The organism is Streptococcus sp. CF7_Ac1-8 (assembly GCF_024295435.1).
GTDB classification, from domain to species: domain Bacteria; phylum Bacillota; class Bacilli; order Lactobacillales; family Streptococcaceae; genus Streptococcus; species Streptococcus mitis_AP.
Map to the genome: position 1 here is coordinate 1 of NZ_JANCPI010000014.1, position 18,288 is coordinate 18,288.

Annotated in this window: 21 protein-coding genes and 1 tRNA gene; 3 read left to right on the forward strand and 19 right to left on the reverse strand. The window is 39.9% G+C overall.

Features of this window, described 5'->3' with window-relative positions; genetic code table 11:
- Positions 1-77: 77 nt before the first annotated feature.
- Positions 78-148 (forward strand) — tRNA-Cys (locus tag NMM26_RS07590).
- Between the two features lie 300 nt (positions 149-448).
- Here NMM26_RS07590 and NMM26_RS07595 read toward each other — a convergent pair.
- From NMM26_RS07595 to NMM26_RS07645, 11 genes are all read right to left on the reverse strand, one after another.
- Positions 449-1,780 (reverse strand): hemolysin family protein, encoded by a 1,332-nt coding sequence (locus tag NMM26_RS07595; protein WP_254754142.1) that lies wholly within the window; start codon positions 1,778-1,780, stop codon positions 449-451.
- 267 nt (positions 1,781-2,047) lie between these two features.
- On the reverse strand, positions 2,048-2,872 hold the full coding sequence (gene endA, locus NMM26_RS07600; RefSeq protein WP_024057808.1) for a DNA-entry nuclease EndA: 825 nt from the start codon (positions 2,870-2,872) through the stop codon (positions 2,048-2,050).
- A gap of 38 nt (positions 2,873-2,910) precedes the next feature.
- Entirely contained in the window at positions 2,911-3,099 is a 189-nt protein-coding gene (locus tag NMM26_RS07605) for a DNA-directed RNA polymerase subunit beta (RefSeq protein ID WP_043901723.1), read from the reverse strand.
- On the reverse strand, positions 3,092-4,375 hold the full coding sequence (gene murA / locus NMM26_RS07610) for a UDP-N-acetylglucosamine 1-carboxyvinyltransferase (protein WP_024057810.1): 1,284 nt from the start codon (positions 4,373-4,375) through the stop codon (positions 3,092-3,094). Before murA ends, NMM26_RS07605 begins: the two co-directional genes overlap by 8 nt.
- Positions 4,376-4,398: 23 nt before the next feature.
- Positions 4,399-4,629, reverse strand: coding sequence for a DUF1146 family protein (locus tag NMM26_RS07615; protein ID WP_254754143.1), 231 nt, complete (start codon positions 4,627-4,629; stop codon positions 4,399-4,401).
- A 57-nt stretch (positions 4,630-4,686) separates the two neighbouring features.
- Positions 4,687-5,724 (reverse strand): SepM family pheromone-processing serine protease, encoded by a 1,038-nt coding sequence (locus NMM26_RS07620; protein ID WP_033687316.1) that lies wholly within the window; start codon positions 5,722-5,724, stop codon positions 4,687-4,689.
- Positions 5,708-6,196: a pantetheine-phosphate adenylyltransferase gene (gene coaD, locus NMM26_RS07625; protein ID WP_254754144.1), complete on the reverse strand. Its 489-nt coding sequence runs from the start codon at positions 6,194-6,196 to the stop codon at positions 5,708-5,710. The genes NMM26_RS07620 and coaD overlap by 17 nt, the downstream gene beginning before the upstream one ends.
- Entirely contained in the window at positions 6,186-6,725 is a 540-nt protein-coding gene (gene rsmD, locus NMM26_RS07630; RefSeq protein WP_023947078.1) for a 16S rRNA (guanine(966)-N(2))-methyltransferase RsmD, read from the reverse strand. Before rsmD ends, coaD begins: the two co-directional genes overlap by 11 nt.
- 64 nt (positions 6,726-6,789) lie before the next feature.
- On the reverse strand, positions 6,790-7,782 hold the full coding sequence (asnA, locus tag NMM26_RS07635; RefSeq protein WP_000748003.1) for an aspartate--ammonia ligase: 993 nt from the start codon (positions 7,780-7,782) through the stop codon (positions 6,790-6,792).
- 111 nt (positions 7,783-7,893) lie between these two features.
- The gene (locus tag NMM26_RS07640) at positions 7,894-8,577 is read right to left on the reverse strand and encodes a Bax inhibitor-1/YccA family protein (protein ID WP_024057811.1); all 684 of its coding nucleotides are present in this window, start codon (positions 8,575-8,577) and stop codon (positions 7,894-7,896) included.
- A 54-nt stretch (positions 8,578-8,631) separates the two neighbouring features.
- Entirely contained in the window at positions 8,632-9,372 is a 741-nt protein-coding gene (locus NMM26_RS07645) for an RNA methyltransferase (protein WP_024057812.1), read from the reverse strand.
- Positions 9,373-9,405: 33 nt separating this feature from the next.
- On the opposite strand from NMM26_RS07645, the gene NMM26_RS07650 reads away from it, so the two are divergent.
- On the forward strand, positions 9,406-9,684 hold the full coding sequence (locus NMM26_RS07650) for an acylphosphatase (RefSeq protein WP_001174620.1): 279 nt from the start codon (positions 9,406-9,408) through the stop codon (positions 9,682-9,684).
- Between the two features lie 77 nt (positions 9,685-9,761).
- Complete coding sequence (yidC, locus tag NMM26_RS07655) at positions 9,762-10,688, forward strand: membrane protein insertase YidC (protein WP_254754163.1); 927 nt, start codon at positions 9,762-9,764, stop codon at positions 10,686-10,688.
- Between the two features lie 176 nt (positions 10,689-10,864).
- Here the strand turns inward: yidC and NMM26_RS07660 are convergent, their stop codons facing one another.
- The 8 genes from NMM26_RS07660 to purR all read right to left on the reverse strand — a co-directional run bounded on the left by NMM26_RS07660 (position 10,865) and on the right by purR (position 18,274).
- Positions 10,865-11,953 (reverse strand): sensor histidine kinase KdpD, encoded by a 1,089-nt coding sequence (locus NMM26_RS07660; RefSeq protein ID WP_049515998.1) that lies wholly within the window; start codon positions 11,951-11,953, stop codon positions 10,865-10,867.
- The gene (locus NMM26_RS07665) at positions 11,923-12,609 is read right to left on the reverse strand and encodes a response regulator transcription factor (RefSeq protein ID WP_000323581.1); all 687 of its coding nucleotides are present in this window, start codon (positions 12,607-12,609) and stop codon (positions 11,923-11,925) included. Before NMM26_RS07665 ends, NMM26_RS07660 begins: the two co-directional genes overlap by 31 nt.
- 61 nt (positions 12,610-12,670) lie before the next feature.
- The gene (locus NMM26_RS07670) at positions 12,671-13,390 is read right to left on the reverse strand and encodes a hypothetical protein (RefSeq protein WP_049516002.1); all 720 of its coding nucleotides are present in this window, start codon (positions 13,388-13,390) and stop codon (positions 12,671-12,673) included.
- 1 nt (position 13,391) lies between these two features.
- Complete coding sequence (locus NMM26_RS07675; protein WP_049516004.1) at positions 13,392-14,177, reverse strand: ABC transporter permease; 786 nt, start codon at positions 14,175-14,177, stop codon at positions 13,392-13,394.
- Position 14,178: 1 nt separating this feature from the next.
- A complete protein-coding gene (locus NMM26_RS07680) occupies positions 14,179-14,889 on the reverse strand; it encodes an ABC transporter ATP-binding protein (protein WP_020901990.1) in 711 nt (236 codons plus the stop codon).
- Between the two features lie 320 nt (positions 14,890-15,209).
- Positions 15,210-16,004, reverse strand: a complete 795-nt coding sequence (pflA, locus tag NMM26_RS07685) for a pyruvate formate-lyase-activating protein (RefSeq protein WP_078237940.1) — start codon at positions 16,002-16,004, stop codon at positions 15,210-15,212.
- Positions 16,005-16,129: 125 nt separating this feature from the next.
- Positions 16,130-17,380, reverse strand: a complete 1,251-nt coding sequence (locus tag NMM26_RS07690; protein ID WP_024057089.1) for a diaminopimelate decarboxylase — start codon at positions 17,378-17,380, stop codon at positions 16,130-16,132.
- Positions 17,381-17,446: 66 nt separating this feature from the next.
- Complete coding sequence (gene purR / locus NMM26_RS07695) at positions 17,447-18,274, reverse strand: pur operon repressor (protein ID WP_004255834.1); 828 nt, start codon at positions 18,272-18,274, stop codon at positions 17,447-17,449.
- Between the last annotated feature and the right edge of the window lie 14 nt (positions 18,275-18,288).

Genomic DNA, 18,288 nt, shown 5'->3' on the forward strand with positions numbered 1-18,288 from the left:
TTTAGGCTTATTAACACAAAAAATCTGAAAAAGCTATTGACTGAAAATCATTTTCAAGGTATAATAATAAACGTTAAGGCGGTATAGCCAAGTGGTAAGGCACGGCTCTGCAAAAGCTTGATCGTCGGTTCAAATCCGTCTACCGCCTTCTATAACTTGTTTTATCAGGTTTCATTTAAACAAAAAGCCCCCGTTGTAGGGCTTTTTTGATTTTCTTCGGATAAATAAGCATAACTTTAAAAAACCTTTGGGGCGGATTTGGGGCAGACTTCTTTTTGGGAGACAATCTTTTGATACTCAATGAAAATCAAAGAGCAAACTAGGAAACTAGCCGCAGGCTGTACTTGCGTACGGCAAGGCGACGTTGACGCGGTTTGAATTTGATTTTCGAAGAGTATGAAATCAACTGAAAAAAGCTTTGTCACGCCTGGTGACAAAAGCCTCTAGTTTACTCTGTTTCTTCTTCTATTTCAACTTCGGTAATTTGGACTTTTACCTTGGTAACACGTCCATTTTTCACTTTATCATTAGTTAGGATAAGCTGTTTGTTTTGGCTTACCAACTCATAGCTGAGTTTTTCAGTCGTTGGAATGGTCCCCACTCCTGTCAAATAGTAACCAGCGATGGTATCAACGTCATCACTTTCCAGTTCCACATCAAAGTAGTTATTAAAATCATTGAGATTCATGGTACCTTGAACAATATAAGTATCTTCTCCAATTTTATGAACTTCGATTTCAGCCTTATCTGTTTCGTCATCGATTTCCCCAACGATTTCCTCTAGGAGGTCTTCAAGTGTCACCAAACCAGCCATCCCACCGTATTCATCCAGCAAGATTGCCATTTGTCTTTGGGTATTGCGCAATTCTTTTAACAAGTCATCCACAAAAATGGTTTCAGGAACAAAAAGTGGATCTTGTAAGATTTTCTTCCAAACAATATTGTCAAAACCGTCCACAAAGCCCGCATTAAGGAGACTCTTGGTGTGAATGATTCCAATCACGTTATCCTTGTCCCCATCATAGACAGGGATACGAGAATAATTTTGTTTTAAAATACTTTGGATTATGGTTTGACTATCATCCTGAATATCCACCATGAAGGCATCAGTTCGAGGAACCATGACTTCTCTGGCCATTAATTCGTCCAGGGAAAAAATCCCTTGTAACATCTCAATTTCGTCAGCATCTAGTGTTTCTTCACTATTTGTCAGCATGTACTCAATTTCATCACGGGTCATTTTTTCATCAGCATCGTCAAAGGTCATAGGAGTCAAACGACTCAAGAGATTGGTAGATGCAGACAAGAGCCAAACAAAGGGACTAACTAGTTTCCCAAGCCCAATAATAACTGGCGCTGTACGAATCGCCAAGGCATCTTTTAGATTAAGAGCGATTCTCTTAGGATACAATTCCCCAAAAACGATGGAAATATAAGTCAAAAATGCTAAAGATAGAAAACTTGCAACGGCATAAGATGTTTCACCATTTCCAAGCCAAGATGCAATTTCTCGTCCCAGAGTTTCTGCCAAACTCGCCCCTGATAAGATCGTAATCAGGGTAATCCCTACTTGAATGGTTGATAAAAAGTGGTTAGGATTTTCTAGCACCTTCAGCAGACGGATATAGCGTCTATCTCCTTCTTCTGCCTTTTGTTCAACCCGCGCACGATTAAGTGAAACCATGGCCATTTCTGTGGCCGAGAAAAAGGCATTTAACACCGTCAAGATAAACAATAAAACAAATTGTAGCAACAAATTCTGACTACTTGGGTCTTCCATAGTTTTTCTCCTAAAATAGTATCTTACCCTCTATTATATCACAAAATATAGTCCAGTACATATTATTTTTTCTCATACTCTTCGAAGATCTCTTCAAACCACGTCAGCTTTATCTGCAACCTCAAAGCTGTGCTTTGAGCAAGCTGCGGCTAGCTTCCTAGTTTGCACTTTGATTTTCATTGAGTAACAGTATCTATTGTAGCCCTGCTTAAACTAGTAAGAAAGAACTCCTATATCGACAAGTGACATAGGAGTTTATTTTGTATTTTACTGAGTAACAGTCACTTCTCCAGTTCTGTAATCCAGTTGAAGCCCCTTTTGAACATTGGGAACTAGAACATTAAATTCCAACTCTCCGTCTGAAGACTTGGCTTCAATCTGTGAAGCTGAAGGTACTAAATCCTCGTTTGAAGCATAATAAAGGGTTACACGGTAACGGACACGCTTGTTTTGGTCCAAGGCTTTACGTACCAGGCTTTCATAGTAGTTTTGCCCTGTCGAATCCTCAGCTTGCGCCTGATTTGCCCAGGCTGTCTGAACAGCAATGTTTTTAGGATTGCTTGTAGAAGCATCAAAACCATCCAAGCCACCGATCAAGGCATAGCCTAACAAATGACCTCTATCGACCGCATGGGTATAAGTCCCCTTTAGATTCTTAACCTGATGCCATCCTGGAGGAGTCCATGAAGTCGAACCATTCCCCGTTTCTTCACGATTCTTGTACTGTCGGGTTGCCTTAGACAAGAGAGCATTGGCTACAGTTGGCACGGTTTCCTTGCCCACTGTCTTTGTTTTATTATCGGCGTAAGGTTTACTTGAAACCTTGGCATCTAGGTTTGTTTTATTACCATTGACGATAAAAGCACCTGATCCATTCCACTCCAGACTCCCTTTTATTTGACTCTTGACTACATCTGTTAAGACACTTTCTGCCAATTCTTGACTAGGAGCTTCAGACGCTTGTTTTTTCTGACTCACCTTAGTTTTAGGAGTATTAGCTGTCGACTGCATCTGCTTGATATAATAGCTACCGGCAGATAAAAGTAATAATACCAGCAATCCGATTAGTGTCTGTCTTGTTTTTTTGTTCATATTTCTCCTTATCTCTAGAAAAAGGCTGGTTTTCCAGCCTAATTTCCTGTAAATTTATGAATCAATTCCTGCCATTTTGCTGGAGACAGGATAGCCCATGGATCTTGACCCTTGCCCAAGATTCCATAACCGACCATTAAACCGATTCCTAGGGCTAAAGCACCTAAAATCAGTACCAGAATGACTAAAAGTAAACGCTTGGCTACGTAGCCTGATTTCTTATTCATCTTCATCACTTGCCTCAATCCGCTGAATCTTAGCACCCAACTGCGCCAACTTCTCATGAAAACGGTAGTAGCCTCTATCCAAGTGGACTAATTTACCAACTACGGTTTCTCCTTGTGCTACCAAACCTGTCAAAATCAAGGCTGCACTGGCACGAAGGTCAGTTGAAAGAACTTCTGCTCCCTGCAAAGGCTGTCCACCAACAATACGTGCTGTATCACGGATAATTTCAGAGTGCAAGCCCATACGGCGCATTTCTTCTAGGTGTTGGAAACGATTTTCAAAAACTGTCTCCACCATAGTTGATTCGCCTTTTGCGACAGTCATCAAGGCTGTAAATTGAGCCTGCATATCTGTTGGAAATCCTGGGTGGGGCAAGGTTTTCACATGGACAGCTTTTAGATTTTCTAGTTGAGAGCGAACTCGAATTCCTTCAGTCTCCTCCGTCACTTCCACTCCCATTTCAAGCAATTTGGCAATCAAGGGACGGTTGTGCTCCCAAACAGCATCTTTAATCAGGACATCACCACCAGTCATGGCAGCAGCCACCATAAAGGTTCCAGCTTCAATACGGTCTTGGACCACATTGTGAGTCGTACCATAAAGTTTCTCCACACCGGTAATGGTAATGGTCTCTGTACCAGCACCTTTTACTTTAGCTCCCATTTCATTTAAGAGAATGGCTAGGTCCACAATCTCAGGCTCACGCGCAGCATTTTCAATCACTGTAACCCCATCAGCCAGCGTCGCTGCCATCATCAAGTTCTGAGTAGCACCAACACTTGGGAAGTCCATGTAGATATGAGCTCCATGTAAGCGATCAGCCTTGGCTTCGATATAACCAGCTGTCTGACTAATCTTAGCCCCCATAGCTTCTAGACCTTTCAAATGCAGATCAATAGGGCGGCTACCAATCGTACAACCACCTGGCATGGATACCTTGGCATGACCTACACGGGCAAGAATTGGTCCCAAGACAACGATAGATGCACGCATCTTGCTGACATACTTGTAAGGAGCTTCCTCAGTGATATCGCCAGTCGCGTCCACCTCAACAAGATGATCTTCTTCATTAAAATCCACCTTGGCATTCAAACCACGAACCACCTGATTCATAGTGAACACATCTGACAAGATAGGAACATTCTGCAAGACGGTCTTTCCTTCACTTGCTAGAATAGTCGCTGCCAACAAGGGCAAGACTGCATTCTTTGCTCCTTCGATCGTAACACTTCCTACCAGACGATTATCGCCACCTTGAACCACAATTTTTTCCATACTTATTTCCTTTACTCTTGATTTTATAATAATCCTCTAAGCACTTCTTGCCACAACTGATACAGGCTGATAAAGAATGAACTCATGATGTAGCCCATTACAATACTGAAAAGAGCTATCAATAAACGAACTTTTCCTGTGTTCTCAGCTGTTACTTTTAAGACTTTTTCCCATCTAACAAGATCCTTTAAAAGGTAAAAACTCACATAAATAAAGAGCATGTGACTGCTTAGAGTGAATAATAATTGAACCATTTGACTATTATACCATCTTCTCTGTTTGCGCGCTAGCTTGGAAACTTCACTCAAAAATTAGGGATTGTTTTTCAAGTAATCAATCGCATCTTGTAGAGTTTTAACTGGCACGATTTTCATATCTGTCTTGATTGTTCTAGCTGCTTCCAGGGCTGTCTGGTAATTGTTTTTCGCGTCCGGATGCGCTTTTTGTTCCTCTTCGCTAACAGGATTATCTGGGGCAAAGAAAATAGCAGCACCTTCTCTAGCCGAAGCAACAACTTTCTTATCAATACCTCCAATATCCCCCACATTACCATCGCGGTCAATAGTTCCGGTACCGGCAACGATACGGCCATTTCTAAGACCAGGGTCAGCTATTTGGGTATAGATGGCCAGACTAAACATGAGACCTGCACTTGGACCACCGATACCGGCTGTTGAAAAGCGAATTGGGACATCACTGGTCACTTCTGTACGGTCAATCAAGCCGATTCCAATTCCATTTTTGCCATTTTCTAGGGTAATGATTTTTCCTTCTGCAGACTTGGTTTGCCCATCCTCTTCATAGGTGACCTTGACGGAGTCCCCTAGTTTTTGAGAATTGACGTAATCAATCAAATCTTTGGAACTGTCGAAGGTCTGATCATTGACTGCGGTAACTGTATCAGAGATGTTGAGAATCCCTTTAAAGGTCGAATTATCCGTCACAGTCAAAACATAAACCCCAAGATATTTGAGTTCAATATCCTTACCAGCTGTTTTTAACCCTTGATACTTGGCCATGTTTTGTGATGTTTGCATGTAGAATTGATTAATCCGCATAAATTCAACATCAGAAGAGCCACCTGTAGTCTCTTGGGCACTACGAATATCTGTAAAAGGCGTCAACCACGCATAAATCATATGGGCTAAAGTAGCGTGCTGGACACCAACCGTAACAAATTGATAGGCACCAGCTTCCTTATCTTCTGTGTCATTGACTTTAAGGACTTGGCGAATATCTTCCGAACCACCTGGAACTTCTATATAGTAGGGCAAGGGCACTACAAATGCCAAGAAAGTCACAATTAAGGCCGCAATGACATATAAGGGCCATCTAATCTTTTTTTTCATTTCTTATTTCCTCCAAAATACTATCAGGAACATAGCAGGCAATATCCTGACCAAACTTCAAAAGCTCTCTAACACCTGATGAACTGATATAGAGATGTTCAGGTCGGCTATGTAAATAAATGGTTTCTATATCAGGAGACAGCTGATGATTGTAGTAATCGAAACTGGCTTCATATTGCAAATCCGTTGCATTTCTCAAGCCTCGTACCAGAAAGGTAGCCCCCAGTCTTTTTGCAACATCAACCACCAATTCATCATGTGAAAACACGACTTCAACATTTTCCAAATGTTCCAAAGCCTTTTCTAGCCCCCGTTTACGATTTTTAAGAGGGAGAAATCCCTGTTTGTGGGGATTTAAAAAAATACCGACATAGAGCTTATCAAAAAGTCTGCTCGCCCGTTCAATGATATCCAGATGCCCATTTGTCATCGGATCAAATGAGCCTGTGAATAAGCCAATCTTATCTGACATAGACTGTCACCTTACTAATTCCATAAATCTTTTCCTTCCAGATGCCCAGGCAGGCAATTTCTTCTGGAAGTTCAACGGCCTTATCCGTCTCACACACGACCATGACATCTTCAGAAAAAAGCTCTCTCTCAGCCATTTTTTCAATATCTGCTACGATTTGTTCCTTAGCATAAGGAGGGTCTAAGAAAATGAGGTCGAATTCTCCAGCTACCTGTTCCAATGCCCTTTCTGCATCCATCTTGAGGAGTTGAAATTTTCCAACTTCCTTGGTCATCTGAATATTTTCAGCCACGATAGCCTGAGCCTTACGGTCTCGCTCCACCAAAACAGCGCTGGATATGCCACGCGATACTGCCTCGATAGATAAACCACCACTACCTGCATACAGGTCCAAGACTCGCCCCCCTTCAAAGTAGGGACCAATCATGTTAAAAATGGCTCCTCTAACCTTATCCGAAGTTGGTCTTGTCGTCTTGCCTTCTAGTGTCTTGAGGGGACGTCCCCCATAGATTCCTGATACGATTTTCATACCGTTTATTATACCAAATTATAGGCGAAAAGAGAAAGAAAACCGAACCTTGCGGTTCGATTCTCTACAAAATATTTTCGTAAGTATCGCGGACTTCTTGAGGCCAAACACTTGTTTGCACTTCTCCGATATGTTTCTTGCGAAGTAGGAACATAGCCATACGAGATTGTCCAATTCCTCCACCGATTGTCAATGGGAATAGGCCATTCAACAAAGCCTTGTGCCATTCCAATTCTAAACGGTCTTCATCACCTGTGATGGCAACCTGACGGCGAAGCGTTTCTTCATCTACACGGATTCCCATAGAAGACAACTCAAAGGCTCCACCCAGAGACTCATTCCAGACAAGAATATCACCATTTAGACCCTTGTAGCCATTTTCAGACTCACTTGTCCAGTCATCGTAGTCTGGCGCACGTCCATCGTGCGGTTTACCGTCTGGTAATTCACCACCGATACCGATCAAGAAGACTGCTCCAAATTCTTTACAAATAGCATTTTCACGCTCTTTTGGTGTCAAGTCTGGGTAGCGTTCTACCAACTCTTCTGTGTGGATAAAAGTGATTTGTTTTGGCAAGATTGATTCGATGTCATAGCGGGCTTCAACAGCTAGCTCAGTAAGACGAATAGCCTTGTAAATCTTCTCAACTGTTTCTTTTAGATAAGCGATATTACGTTTACCATTTGGGATAACTTTCTCCCAGTCCCACTGGTCAACATAAACAGAGTGGGTCGCATCCAGCGAATCTTCGTCTGGACGAAGGGCCTTCATGTGGACAAAAAGGCCTTCTCCCTCACCGAAACCAAAACGGGCCAAAGTATGGCGTTTCCATTTGGCAAGTGAGTGCACCACTTCATAAGTAGCATCAGGGATTTGGAGAACCTTGACCGATACGGCATTCTCCACACCTGATAAATTATCCTGCATCCCGTCGCCGACCCTGCTCAAGATAGGACCTTGAACTTCGACAACTTCTAACTTATCTTTCAAATACTGGGTAAAAGTGTTTTTGACAAAGGAAATCTCTTCTTGTTGATGAATAAAACTTTTCTTCATAAACTACTCCTCAAAAAATTAATTAAAAGCATTATACACCTATTTCCAAGAAAAGAAAAGACCAAATATAAAAAAATCAGTGCTCCTTCGAACACTGATGTCATGAACCTTTTAGTCATTTCGACCGAAGATACGTAAAATACTTAGGAAGAGATTGATAAAATCAAGATAGATACTGAGAGCCATTGACACAACCCAACCTGTCGCTACACGGCCTTGTGATTGTTCATAAGCAAGACGAATTCTTTGGTTGTCCCAAGCAATCAACCCTGAGAAAACCAAAACCATGGCTACGCTAATCATATAATCAAAGAAGCCGCTAGCCAAGAAAATATTAACTACCATGGCAATCAGCAAACCGATAAGAGCCGCCATCATAGCCCGACCAAGGCCACTCAAATCTTTCTTGGTGAACATGCCAACTGCCGCCATGACAAAGAAGAGAAGGGCGCTAGACACAAAGGCGGATAAAACTGTACCCGGAGTATAGAAGGCCACCACAAAACTAAGAGTAAAGCCGTTTAAAACAGAGTAAAGTAAAAATACTGGAAGAGCCGCTGGGCTATTTTTGGCAGCCATACTACTTGCAACAAAGACTAGAGCAAGTTCTGCAAAAGTTGCAATCATCAACCAGAGACGGCCATGCATTAAAAAGTAGACCAATTGAGCCTGAAAGACTGTCAACATCAAAGCTGACACGAGAGCCGATAGACCAATCCCAAGTCCCACAAAGGCATATACCTTAGCATAAAATTGATTGAGACCTGAACGTTCTTGAATAATCGTTTGATTCATTCTGATTCTCCTTTTTCTATAAATATGTCTTGATTATAACAAAGATTTTATAAATTAGCTGAAATAAAACATCAATATGCCTGCTGCAACTGCCACGTTGAGACTCTCTGCTTGACCTTTCATGCCTATATGAACCAGCTGATCAGCACTCTCAGCCATGACAGAACTAATTCCTTGTCCTTCATTTCCCATGACTAAAACAAAGTTCTCTAGTGAAGAAAGCTCACGATAATCCTTTGACTCTCTCGATAAGGTCGTTGCCAGAATGGGTAAATTGCTCTTCTTTGCCTCTTCTACAAAGCTGGCAAGAGGCATACGATAGATGGGCAAGTGAAAATGACTTCCTTGCATGGAACGCAGGGTCTTGAGACTGTAGATATCTGCTGACTTTTCTGAAACAATGACCCCTGTAAAACCTGCAGCATCCGCCGTCCGAATCATGGTCCCCACATTACCAGGATCTTGAACATCCTCTAAAAATAGAAACTTGCCCTGATGGAGTTCAGGCAGTCCCACTTCTTCTTTTTGAATCACTGCAACAATCCCTTGAGGAGTTTGCGTATCTGCCAAATCCAGCAAAATCTCCTCTGAAACCCAGATAGTTTGAGGAAAAGTCGCTAGCTGATCTCGGTAACTTTCTAGGGCAAAAATCTTCTCAATCGTCACTCCAGCTTGAACAGCTTCTTCGAATAAGTGCCAGCCCTCGATCAAATAAGCAGACTTTCGATATTTTTTTTGATGTAATTTCTTGGCATTTTTTACCACAGAATTGGCTTTTGAGGTTATAATAGTCATAGAAATATTATAACACAATCAAAGGGGTTTGGTATGCAAAAGGTTAGAATGATTGCCCAAGGCAGGGTGCAAGGTGTTGGTTTTCGCTGGGGTGTTTATACTTTAGCTCTTGAAATCGGTGGCATCACTGGTCGTGTCTGGAATAATGACGATGGCACAGTGGAAATTCTTGCTCAGGCAGACTCCTCTGCCACTATGGCAAAATTTATCCAAGAAATCCGAAAAGGTCCGACACCTTTTTCAAAAGTTACCTATCTAGATGTACAAATGAGCAACTTTTCATCCTATTCGGACTTCAAAGTCGCAAATTAGGTCTCTAGAACTATTGTATATTTTACAAAAAAACAGTAGAATAGAAAGGTATAATTTTTAAAGAAGGAATGAAAACATTGAAATCTATTAAACGTTTTGCCCTCTCTGCTATGGGAGTGGCTATGCTACTCGTCTTGACAGGCTGTGTCCAAGTAGACAAAGCAACAGGTAAGCCAATTGGTCCCGTTTGGGATTTCTTGGGTGCTCCGATGGGAGAAGCTATCAAGTACTTCGCTACTGATAAAGGTCTAGGCTTCGGGGTCGCTATCATTATCGTAACCATTATCGTGCGCTTGATTATCTTGCCACTTGGTATCTACCAATCATGGAAAGCAACTCTGCACTCTGAAAAGATGAACGCCCTCAAGCACGTCCTTGAGCCACACCAAACGCGTCTCAAAGAAGCAACGACTCAAGAAGAAAAACTCGAAGCCCAACAAGCTCTCTTTGCCGCTCAAAAAGAGCACGGCATCAGCATGTTTGGTGGTGTAGGATGCTTCCCTATCCTCCTTCAAATGCCTTTCTTCTCAGCTATCTACTTTGCTGCCCAACATACTGAAGGGGTTGCTCAAGCAAGCTACCTAGGCATTCCTCTAGGTTCTCCAAGTATGATTTTGGTTGCCTGCGCAGGTGTCCTTTACTATCTTCAATCGCTCCTTTCACTTCACGGAGTAGAAGACGAAACGCAAAGAGAACAAATCAAGAAAATGGCTTACGTGAGCCCAATCACGATTGTTGTCTTCTCCCTCATTTCACCAGCCAGTGTCACACTTTACTGGGTTGTCGGTGGTTTCATGATGATTCTCCAACAGTTTATCGTCAACTATATCGTTCGTCCAAAACTTCGCAAAAAAGTCCGTGAAGAACTGGCAAAGAACCCACCAAAAGCAAGTACTTTCTCTACACCAAGTGGACGAAAAGACGTTACCCCTGGACAACCAACTGCTATCACAAGCAAGAAAAAACACAAAAATCGCAACGCTGGAAAACAACGTTCGAGATAAAGCTACGTAAATTATCCAATAATTAAAAAACGAATGAATGATAAATAGTTTTCATCAACTAGATATCATCATTCGTTTTTATTATCTACCGTTACATCTTATACTAGTCGAAAAAGTTAAATAGTTTAAAAGCTCACATATAAAAACTATTCAATCATAAATTAACAAGTAAATCACTATGATTTAATACAATTCACAGTTATTAAAACTTCTGCTCCCTCGTCTCTATTTCTAAGCTCAACTCGGCCTTTGTGTAGTTTTGCAACTCTACATACAAAACTTAGTCCAATACCATAATGTTGCTCTTTATACGATCTAGCTTTATCCATACGATAAAAGAGCTTTCCAAAATTAGTTAAAACTTCCTCTGGAAATTCCGAACCATTATTCCATATACCTATTTTCAATTCCTTCCCCTCTTGCTCTACTCTAATTTTAATTTTAGGATTCTGTTTATCAGCGTATTCCAAAGCATTTGTTAAAATATTTTGTATGGCACGAATCAGAAGAGATTGATTTATATAATAGTTTTCAGTTCCTTTCACATTTTGTTCAAAAGAAAACTTCATCTGATTTTTTATCAAAAAAGAGACTTCTTTCTCTAATTCATTGATAAAATCTGAAGAGGAATACTCCGTCCAACCTGTCTCATCATCATAATAGGTTTTAGAATAGTGAATCAATTGATTGAAATAATCTAGTAACTGTTGACTAGCTCTTTCTATATCTGCTAAGCATTCTTGAGATTGGTCGTTTTCAGTTATCGTCTGCAAAAATTCCACATTTCCCCTAATAATGGTTAAGGGAGTTTTTAAATCATGAGAAGCTGCTGAAACCTGAAACATCAAATCTTCCTTCTGCTGTTTCTCATTAACTATTAATTGTCGAATTCTATCTTGCATCACAATAATCCGATTTCCTGTCTCGCGAAATTCTTTAACCGTTAAACTTTCTGTACATTCCTTCTTCAACCACATACTATTTTCATAAATCAAAGTCATTTCATAACTCAGTTTTTTCAACAATTTTCCAATGTGATAACTTATTAGAACAATCAATAAAACACAAATATATATCCATGATGACACATTAAAAAAGATTGATAGAACACCACTATTGTTTAAAGTTTTCCCATCTTCATTTATTTGTATAGATACTGAAGCTAAGGGAATAAGATAGGCCATTAGTAAGCCAAGACTAAACTGCCAAATAATTCTCCAACAGGTTTCTCGAATTAATTGTCTAAAACTTTTGATTCTACCCATTGATATCCTCCACCGTATAAGGTTTTAATTGGATTTAATTGATAAGGTTTCAACTTTTGACGAATTTGATAAATGTACTCTGAAACCGAACGTAAGAGCGCTTCTGAACTTTGTGGATATAGATAATTATAAATTTCCTCAATAGAATATATTTTACTTGGGTTGCTTGCCAAAAGATTCACTATGTCAAATTCCCTCCTTGTCAGAGCAATCTTATCATCGTTTACAAATAGTTCCTTACTATCCGTATATAGTATAAGCTTCCCAATCTTTATTTGATGAACATTTCCTTTAATCCGTTCTTCACGACGTAAGTGCATTTTAACACGTGCTAACAATTCTTGCATACTAAAGGGCTTCATAATATAATCATCAGCACCTGCATTAATTCCAGCTACTAAATCTTCATCCATATCCTTAGCAGTTATAAAACAGATAGGAACAGTTATCTGTTCGCGAATCATCTGACAGATCTCTAAACCACTAACAGGCATCATAATATCTAATAGAATCAAGTCAAAGCCTGTAAAATCACAAAGATCAATCTCTTCTATCTTATTTCGTATGACTACTTCATATTTTTCATATTCTAGTACTTTTTTTATTAGGCGAAGAATAGCGAGATCATCATCTACCACCAAAATTTTATAAGCCATAACTCACCCTCCTAACTATATTATAGCACTAACCAAGAAAAAGACAGGACATCCCCTGTCTTTAGCGTACATTTCTTCCTATAAGTATCAATGTAGCAAATAGAAAAACAATTAATAACCAAACTATTTGTATCCCTAAGCCTTGCCACACTGGATAATAAAGCGACAAGGGATGGGTATAAAAACAATTCATACTAGCTAGTAATGGTAAATTTCTAAAAAAAGAACTGAATTGTAGTAACATTTGTCCCAACCCCAATAAAAGGGATAAACTGATTCCCAAAATTAAGATAAAAGACTGGGAAATAAATACAAAAATACCACTTAAAAGAGAGAAGGTTAGAATAGAAATACATGCTGGAAATAGGATTGTCAGAACATGTTTAATATTACTCAAAAGATTGATATTGTAGTATCCTTGGGCGATTAGTATACATAATGATATTACAGCGACCAATAATACAATTTCCACACATAATACAATAGCTAGTTTACAGATTATAAATTTCAAACGATTTGGACATGTAAGAAAACTGGTACGAAGGCTAGAACCTGTAAATTCCTGACCTATAAATAGAACCGCTAGACTAACGAAACCTGCCTGTCCTAAATAGAGACTTTGCAGTAGCTGTTCCAAAACAAACTGTAGAGTCAACTGGTCTGGCTTACTATTTAAAAAAACAACCATCGCCGGAATACACAGTAATAGAGCACCTATAATCAACCAGTGCCAAGGATTCATAATAAACTTGAGATACTCACTTTTAAGTTGTTCTTTCAACTTATTCACCTCCTCCAATATCTGACTTGAGTAAGCGGTAAATTGCTAAAGCCAAGAATGAGAAGTTCCAACAAAGTAAAAATAAAATATGTTGTAAACTATTATGTTCTAAAATTTGAGGAGATGTAGCAATCAATCCTTGCCCCAATGCAACTGGAAGAAATTTTGCAGCCGATATATAGTTTGCTAAGAATGTTCCTAAATTGTAGACTTGAGGAAGCAAAAATAATAGAGGAACAATGGCTGTTTTAAATGTCAAAGCCATAATATAGGCCAGCAGTCCCAACAAAGTCCAAGCTATACTGGCTAAAAATATATAGAACCAAACTGTTCCATTTAGTAAAAAAAGCAATAAGCCATCTTGTCCTAAAACATAATGTGTCATGTTAATTGTCAAGAATATTGATAGAAAGGAAATGATAAAAGAAAATATAAGCCAAACTAATGTTTTTGAAACTAGGAAAGTACTTCGATTTGTAACAGAGAGGAGGCTTGTACGAATAGCCAAGCCTTTGTATTCCTCGGCTCCGTAAATTGAGCCTAGGATAATCATAATAAAAACACCAAATAAAGTGACATCAAAACCTAAAAATTCAATAGGAGGTAAGGCCTCTGCTAAATCTGGATTTGTCTCTGGTGTAGCATGGATACCAACTGAAACAATTTGAGAAGCACCAATATTTGCTAAAAACGTTTGAAATACCAGTATCAAGAATAGTACAACATGAGTAGCTCTATTATAAAGTAATTTCAATATTTCAGAATGAAGAGAGTAAATAAGTGCCATGTCACTTCCCTCCCTCTGTTAAACTAAAGAAGACTTCCTCTAGTGAAGAAAGATTTTTCATCACTTCTTGTAAAGTCCCTTTTATAAGAACTTTTCCTTTATTTATGATAACTACATCATCTGTTACTGCTTCCACTTCCGATAATATATGAGATGACAGTAAGACGGTCTTCCCTTCTTGAGCTTGTTTTTTTATAAACTCTCTAAACCACCGAATTCCTCTTGGATCCAACCCATTAGTCGGTTCATCCAATATCAGATATTGAGGATTTCCTAATAGAGCTGTTGCAATTCCCAAGCGTTGTCCTTCTCCTAATGATAATTTCCCAATTTTAGATTTTTTCTTATGACTAATATCCACCATATCCAAGACTTGTTCAATTCGCTGACTGGATATCCCATTACTAGCAGCAACAATTTTCAAATGTTGATAAACAGTCCGATCATCAGGAGCTCCTACACTGTCAAATGAAGCTCCTACAGTCTTTAGAGGAAATTTTAATTCCTTATAAGTTTGATCTCCAATTTTGGTAAGACCAGATGTTGCTTTGTCTAATCCTAATAAAATACGTAAGGTTGAACTTTTACCAGCTCCATTTGGACCCAGGAAAGCAGTCACTTTACCTGCTTTTGCTTCAAAAGAAATATCTTTTAAAATTTGAGTTTGGCCATACGACTTACATAAATTTTTAATGGTAATACTTTGTTCCATAGATGTTCTCCTATTCTATTTAATATTTCTAAAAGTAACTATATCTTATACACTCATTTTCGGATTTTTTTCAGAATTTAGAGAGTAAAAAAGATTTAATACTCAATGAAAATCAAAGAGCAAACTAGGAAGCTAGCCGCAGGCTGCTCAAAACACGGTTTTGAGGTTGTAGATAAGACTGACGAAGTCAGTCACATATATACGACAAAGCGACGCTGACGTGGTTTGAAGAGATTTTCGAAGAGTATAAAATTTTGTTTCATTTAATTATCTATATTTGTGTAAATTTAAAAGCCCGATGTTTCCATCAGGCTTCTTTTTTATCCATGTACACGTTTCATATAGTCTTGGTAACTTTCGGTATCCATGAGCTTTTTAGCGTTCTTGACGCGATCTGCTGTTGGTGGTTTAACCCCTTCGAGGGAATATGGAATTCCCAGTTCACGCCACTTGAACTCACCCATGGTGTGATAAGGTAGAATTTCAAACTTATCAACATTTTTGAGGGTCTTGACGAACTTACCAAGTTCAATCAAGTCATCATCTCTATCTGTCAATCCTGGAACTAGCACGTGGCGAATCCAGACAGGTTTTCCAATATCTGATAGATACTGGGCACAGGCCAAGATATTTTTATTGGTTTGGCTAGTGACAATCTTGTGCTGTTCTTCGTTGATTTCCTTGATATCCAAGAGGACCAAGTCAGTGACAGCCATGAGTTTGTTAAACTTCTCAAGGTAACGTGGTTTATTACGGAAAGGAAGGGCACAGGTATCCAAGGTACAGTGGATTCCGTGTTCTTTGGCCTTGGTAAAAAGGGCAATCAAGAAATCAATCTGCAAGAGGGCTTCTCCTCCACTGACTGTAATCCCACCCTTATTTCCCCAGAAACCACGGTAGCGCAAGGCTTCTGTCAAGACATCATCTACCGTCCGTTCACGTGATTTATTGGACTCCATAGCCCAAGTGTCAGGGTTGTGGCAATACTGGCAACGCATGTGACAGCCCTGCAAAAAGACAATAAAGCGAATACCAGGCCCATCTACTGACCCAAAGCTTTCTGTCGAATGCACCATTCCTGTCACTTGTCCATAATCAATTGTTTCTTCAGACATATCGTTACCTTCCTTGAAAACGTTTTATAGTTTTATTATATCACGACTTGAAGGAAAAACAAGATTTTTGCCTATTTTTTAGAAAACAATCTGTTTTTCAATTTCATTTTCAATTACTTATCATTTTATTCTTCAAAATCAAAGCCATACAAGGTTGCAAAGTAGTCCTCAGGGCGCTCTGCACGGCGGATTTGACGGGTCTTACCTTCTTCGGTATAGAGGATTTCCGCAGAACGAAGTTTGGCGTTGTACTGGTAGCCCATTGAAAAACCGTGGGCACCTGTATCATGAATGACCAGCAAATCACCGATTTCTGTATGAGGCAGTTCGCGATTCACTGCAAATTTATCATTGTTTTCACAGAGTGAACCAACCACATCTACCACTTCAGCTGGTCCATCTGGATGTGTCATGTTAGTAATATGATGGTAGGCTCCATACATAGCTGGACGCATGAGGTTGACTGCTGATGCATCCACACCTAGATAGGTACGGTAGGTTTCCTTCTTATGAGTGACTCTTGTGACCAAAGCACCGTGAGGTGCCAACATAAAACGACCCAATTCGGTGAAAATCTTAACCTGACCAAGACCTGCTGGCGTAAGGACCTCTTCATACACCTTACGAACTCCCTCACCAATCAAGGCAATATCATTTGGCTCCTGGTCTGGACGATAGTTGACACCAATACCGCCAGAAAGATTGATAAAGTCTAGCGAAATGCCCAACTTTTCCTTGATTTCAACAGCCAATTCAAAAAGCTGACGAGCCAACTCTGGGTAATAGAGATGGGTGACGGTATTGGACGCTAGGAAGGAGTGAATCCCAAAAGTCTTGGCTCCTTTTTCCTTCAAGATGGCAAAAGCTTCAAAGAGCTGGTCCTTGGTCATACCAAACTTGGCTTCTCCAGGATTGTCCATAATATCTGTTCCCAGTTCAAAAACGCCTCCAGGATTGTAACGACAAGAGATAATTTCTGGAATGCCTGCTGCACGCTCTAGATGTTCAATATCTTCAAAGGCATCCAAGTTAATGGTCGCACCCAATTCACGTGCATAGGCGTATTCCTTGTCTGGCGTATTGTTTGAAGAGAACATGATCTCAGAACCAGGGAAATTCAGTTTATGACTCATCAAAAGCTCCACATAACTAGAGCAGTCCACACCGCAACCTTCCTCTTGGAGAATTTTCAAAATAGCTGGAGTTGGAGTAGCCTTAACTGCAAAATATTCCTTAAAGCCCTTGTTCCACGAAAATGCTTGGTTGACGGCTCTTGCCTTTTCACGAATTCCCTTCTCATCATACAAGTGAAAGGGAGTCGGGAACTCGGCAACAATCTTTTCTAAGTCTTCTTTATTGATAAATGGTGTTTTCATAAGTTTCCTTCTATTCTATTTGCAAAGAAAGGCTGGGACAATCGTTCCAACCTTTAGTTCTATCTCTTATTTATCTTCGTCAAAGATATTGCCAACCTCAACATCGATGGTTTGGTTCTTGACATCAATATTGGTTACCTTCAAGAGTGACTTGTAGTCAAACTGCTTTTCACGTTCTTCTTGGGCATTATCCGCAAAGACTGCTACACCAGCCAATTCCGAATCAAACTCACGCAAGAGACTAATCATCCCATTGACAGTTCCGCCGCCTTTCAAGAAGTCATCCACAATCAAGACACGGCTGCCTGCCTTGAGACTGCGTTTTGAAAGAAACATTTTCTCAATGCGATCTCCACTTGAACCGGATACATAGTTGACGCTGACAGTTGAACCTTCGGTAATTTTCAGGTCACGGCGCACAATAACAAAGGGAACATTGAGGACATTGGCAACTGCATTTGCAAGTGGAACACCCTTAGTAGCTACTGTCATAACCGCATCAATTTTTTGGTCCATAAAGCTCTTGGCAATAATGCGACCAATATTTTTCAAGATAGCTGGTGTACTAAGCAAATCAGACAGGTAGATATAGCCACCTGGCAAGATACGGTCACTTTCTGACAACTTAGCACGCAAGTCCTCAACCATTTCCTTGGCATCATGGCTTGAGATTGATGGTGTGAAAATGACACCACCACCAGCACCAGTTACTGTCTGGATATGACCGATTTCAATTTCCTCAAAGGCTCGTTTGATAATGACGATATCCTCTGAGATGGATGATTTAGCAGATTCATACTTTTCAGCAAAAGTATTGAGACTAGTTAGTTTATAAGGATTATTAATCAAATAGTTGGAAATGACAACCATTCGATCACTTCTTCTTAATTTCATTTCTATTTCCCATT